Origin of the sequence: Mesorhizobium sp. M7A.F.Ca.CA.002.05.1.1 (genome assembly GCF_003998335.1) — a bacterium.
Classification (GTDB): Bacteria; Pseudomonadota; Alphaproteobacteria; order Rhizobiales; family Rhizobiaceae; genus Mesorhizobium.
This window is the reverse complement of record NZ_RZQI01000096.1, coordinates 1-4156: the sequence shown is the minus strand read 5'-3', so window position 1 is coordinate 4156 and position 4156 is coordinate 1. Positions and strand designations below refer to the sequence as shown.

General features: G+C 65.1%; 5 protein-coding genes. 1 reads left to right on the top strand and 4 read right to left on the bottom strand.

Annotated elements, in window-relative coordinates; genetic code table 11:
* Positions 1-908 (bottom strand): DUF445 domain-containing protein (locus tag EN939_RS07600; RefSeq protein WP_245473059.1); only part of this gene is annotated, 908 nt, incomplete at its 3' end.
* A 275-nt stretch (positions 909-1183) separates the two neighbouring features.
* Here EN939_RS07600 and rirA point away from each other — a divergent pair.
* Positions 1184-1645 carry an iron-responsive transcriptional regulator RirA gene (gene rirA / locus EN939_RS07595; protein ID WP_127267528.1) on the top strand — a complete coding sequence of 154 codons (462 nt, stop codon included), beginning with the start codon at positions 1184-1186 and terminating at the stop codon, positions 1643-1645.
* Positions 1646-1674: 29 nt separating this feature from the next.
* Here rirA and EN939_RS07590 read toward each other — a convergent pair whose 3' ends face one another.
* From EN939_RS07590 to EN939_RS07580, 3 genes are all read right to left on the bottom strand, one after another.
* Entirely contained in the window at positions 1675-2463 is a 789-nt protein-coding gene (locus tag EN939_RS07590; RefSeq protein WP_127267527.1) for a heme ABC transporter ATP-binding protein, read from the bottom strand.
* Between the two features lie 6 nt (positions 2464-2469).
* Positions 2470-3567, bottom strand: coding sequence for a FecCD family ABC transporter permease (locus EN939_RS07585; protein WP_127267526.1), 1098 nt, complete (start codon positions 3565-3567; stop codon positions 2470-2472).
* A gap of 11 nt (positions 3568-3578) precedes the next feature.
* A partial coding sequence (locus EN939_RS07580) for a heme/hemin ABC transporter substrate-binding protein (protein ID WP_164750907.1) occupies positions 3579-4156 on the bottom strand: 578 nt, incomplete at its 5' end.

Genomic DNA, 4156 nt, shown 5'->3' with positions numbered 1-4156 from the left:
GGCCGGGCCAGGAAGTCGCGCTTCAGCTTCTCGGCCCGTTTGGCGTATTGCTTCGATGTTCTCAGCTTCTCGACGAAGCCTTGGGCGAAGCGGTCGAATTCGGCGCGCATCGGGTGGTCGGGATCGGCCCTCACCTCGTCGAGAAGCGAGCCGGCCGAGGCGACGATCTTCTTCAGGAGATAGGCGTCGGCGCGGAACAGGTTGAACAGCGACGGCAGTTCCTCGCGGATCTTTTCGCGCATCGTCGCCAGCGCCTGTTCGTCATTGAGGAACCTGCCGATCACCTTGGTGAACTCGTCGAACAGTTTCTGGTGGCGGCGGTCGTCGGTAAGCGCTGACAACAGCTCGGCGGCCAGCGGCGCCAGCGGCACCTTTTCGATCTGTTCGAGCATGCGGCTGGTGACGAAGCCGCGCAGGCCGGACTGCTCGACAGCGGCCAGCGTCTGCGGCACCAGCCGCACGACGAAGCGCGACAGGCCGGCGGCGCGCTCCGTATCGGCCAGCCAGTCGGCGACGAGTGCCGAGAAATCGACCTCGGCGAGCTTTTCGCGCACCGGTTCAGGCGCCAGGAAGTTGACCTCGATGAAGCGACCGAGATTGTCGGCGATGCGGTTCTGGTTCTCCGGGATGATGGCCGTGTGCGGGATCGGCAGCCCCAGCGGCCGCCTGAACAGCGCCGCCACCGCGTACCAGTCGGCCAGACCGCCGATGGTCGCGGCCTCGGCAAAGGCGGCGACGAAGCCGAGCCATGGATAGGTGCGCTCGAAGGATTTGGCGAGCGCAAACACCAGCACGCAAAGCGCCAGTGCGGCCGCCGCGAGGAATTTCGTCCGCCGCAACGCGGAAAGCTTGGCATCCGCCTCGGCATCGAAACGGACCGGCGCCAGGGGCGAAGCCGATTGTGACATGGGTGAGCCGCTCCTCGTCGATCTCAGCCTATTTAGTGTTCCGATGGCCGAAATACCCGCGACAGCGGGTTTCGCCCGGAACTTTCCCCGGCCGCGCACACAAAGTTGAGGAGAAAATTCATCTATCGGGCGAAGCTAGTCTGGAATTATTCCAAGGTATAGGCCATATTCCGCCGAGGCCAATGTGGCGAATCCGGAAATTCGGGTCAAAGCCATATCAGCAAAATTTCCAGATCTGGCGTGGTTGCACCGCACCAGTGCCTTGTGAGGACAAAATGCGGCTTACGCGCCAGACCAACTATGCCATGCGCATCTTGATGTATTGCGCGGCCAATGATGACCGATTGAGCCGCATCCCCGAGATCGCGGCCGCCTATTCGGTGTCGGAGCTTTTCCTGTTCAAGATCCTGCAGCCCCTGGTCGAGCACGGCCTCGTCCAGACCGTGCGCGGTAGGAATGGCGGCGTCAAGCTTGGCCGGGCGGCCGAAGCCATCAGCCTGTTCGATGTCGTGCGCGTGACGGAAGAGAGCTTCGCTATGGCCGAATGCTTCGAGAACGATGCCGCCGAATGCCCGCTCGTCGATAGCTGCGCGCTGAACTCGGCGCTGCGCGAGGCGCTGAACGCGTTCTTCGCCGTGCTGGAGCGCTATACGATCGCCGACCTCGTGGCGGCACGTCCAAATGTGCGCAACCTGCTCGGAATCGACATGCTGGAGCGCCGCGCACCAGCTGCCTGACCCAGCAGGGGCGCGGGCTAGATCTGCAATCAGGCCGCTGACTGAGGCAGAACGAACGGCATATTGCCGGCCGGCAGCACGCCGACCCTGAGCCGGCAGTCGAACACTTTTTCGATCAGGTCATCGCTCAGCACATCCCGCGGCGACCCGGTGGCGGCCAGCCGGCCGCGATGCATGACGAAGATCCGGTCGGCATACATGGCCGTCAGATTGAGGTCGTGCAGGATGGCGACCACGCCGCCGCCCCTTCTGGCGAAGTCGCGGGCAATGTTCATGATGATCAGCTGGTGCTTGATGTCGAGGCTGGAAACCGGCTCGTCGAGGAACAGAAAGCGCGGCTTGCCGTCGAGCACCGGTGCCCAGACCTGGCTCAGCACGCGTGCGAGCTGAACGCGCTGTTGCTCGCCGCCCGAAAGCTCCTGGTAGAAACGGCCGGCAAAGCCGTCGAGATCGACACGCGCCAGCGCCCGTTCCGGCAGCCGCGCATCCTCGCCCGGCAAGACGCCTGAGCGGCCGCCGACAAGGCCGAGCTTGACCACTTCCCGCACGGTGAACGGGAACGACAGCGTCGTCGCCTGCGGCAGCACCGCACGATGGACGGCCACCTCGACCGGCTTCATCGTCGAGAGATCTCGGCCGTTGAGGGCAACGCGCCCGGTGTAGGCGAGTTCGCCGGAAAGCGCTTTGAGGAAGGTCGTCTTGCCCGAACCATTGGGGCCGACGATGGCGGCGATCTCGCCGGGCCGCGCGTGGAAATCGATACCGCTGACGATAGGCTTGCCGGCGATATCAACCGAAACATCCTTGGCCTCGATCATCAAGCCTCACAAATCAACCACGCCGCGCTTGCGCAGCAGGATCCAAAGGAAAAACGGCGCGCCCGCTATCGCGGTGACGATGCCTATCGGCAGTTCGGCCGGCGCAACGATGGTGCGTGCGACCGCGTCGGCCAGAAGCAGCAGCGAGGCACCGAGCAGCGCCGACGCCGGCAGCAGATAGCGATTGTCCGGACCAATCAGCAGGCGCAGCAGATGCGGTACCACGATGCCGACGAAGCCGATGCCGCCGCTGACGGCGACGGATGCGCCGACCGCGGCAGAGACGCCGACGATGGCCGTGTATTTCAGCCGCTGCACCGGAATGCCGAGATGACCGGCGGTCGCCTCGCCAAGCGCCAGCGCGTTGAGGCCGCGTGCCAGGAACGGCATCGCCGCCAGCGCCAGCACGATGATCGGCCCTACCGACGCGATCTTCGCCCAGGTTGCGCCGCCGAGCGATCCGAGTTGCCAGAAGGTCAGGTCGCGCAACTGGCGATCGTCGGCCATGAAGATAAGAATGCCGGTCAGCGCCATGGCGAGCGCCGCCAGCGCGATGCCGGCAAGCAGCATTGTGGCAACCGAGGTTTGCCCCCGCCGCGTCGCGACCTGGTAAAGCACCAGCGTGGTGGCGAGCCCGCCACAGAAGGCCGCCAGCGGCAGTGCAAGCGTGCCGAGCAAGGCGGTCACCGGAGCCAATATCGTGGCGCCGAGCACGATGACGGCAACCGCGCCGAGGCTGGAGCCGGCCGAGACGCCGATCAGGCCGGGGTCGGCCAGCGGATTGCGGAACAGTCCCTGCATGACCGCGCCGGAGACCGCGAGCGCCGCGCCGACCAGCATGCCGAGGATGATGCGCGGCAGGCGGATGTCATAGACGATCAGGCTGTCGCGGGCGCTCACTGCGGCGTCATCAGGCACTGTGCCGAACAGCCAGCCCCCGATGACGTTGACGGCCGAAGCGTCCGAAGCCCCCGATGTCAGCGACAGAAAAACGGCAGCCGCGAGCCCCAGGCACAGCAGCAGAATGACGATGCGGGCGCGGCCCGACCTGTCGCCTTCGGATACGCTTGCCATCACCGGGCCGGCGATCGATTGATCGACCATGATCCGCCCGTTCAGTCCGTGACCTGCCCGCCATAAAGCGAGACAGCGAGGTCGTGGATGGCATCGGCCGTGCGTGGCCCGAAGCCGAGCAGATAGGCACCGTCGATGCGGATCAGCTTGCGCGCCTTTCCGGCCGGCGTCGAGGCGATCGACGGATTGCCGAACAGTTCGTCATCCGAGACCGGAGGCCCGGCATTGCTCATCATCAGGATCACGTCCGGTCTGGCGGTTATGATCGCCTCGTCGGACATTTGCTTGTAGCCGGAGAAGCCCTCGACCGCGTTGACGCCGCCAGCCAGCTTGACCATACCGTCCGCCGCGGTCTCGCTGCCGGCCGCCAGGATCTTGCCGCCCTGTATCGACAGCACGAACAGGATGCGCTTGCGTTCCTTGATCGACGTCGTTTGCCCTTCGGCGGCCGTGAGCTTGGCATCGAGCTCCCCGGCGAGCACCTCTGCCTTGGCGTCGACGCCGAGCGCCTTGCCGACGATACGGACCTTTTCGAGGATGCCTTCGTGGCTATAGTGCTCGGGCACTTCGATGAACGGGACGCTCGTCTTCTTCAAGACGTCGACGGCTTCCTTGGGAC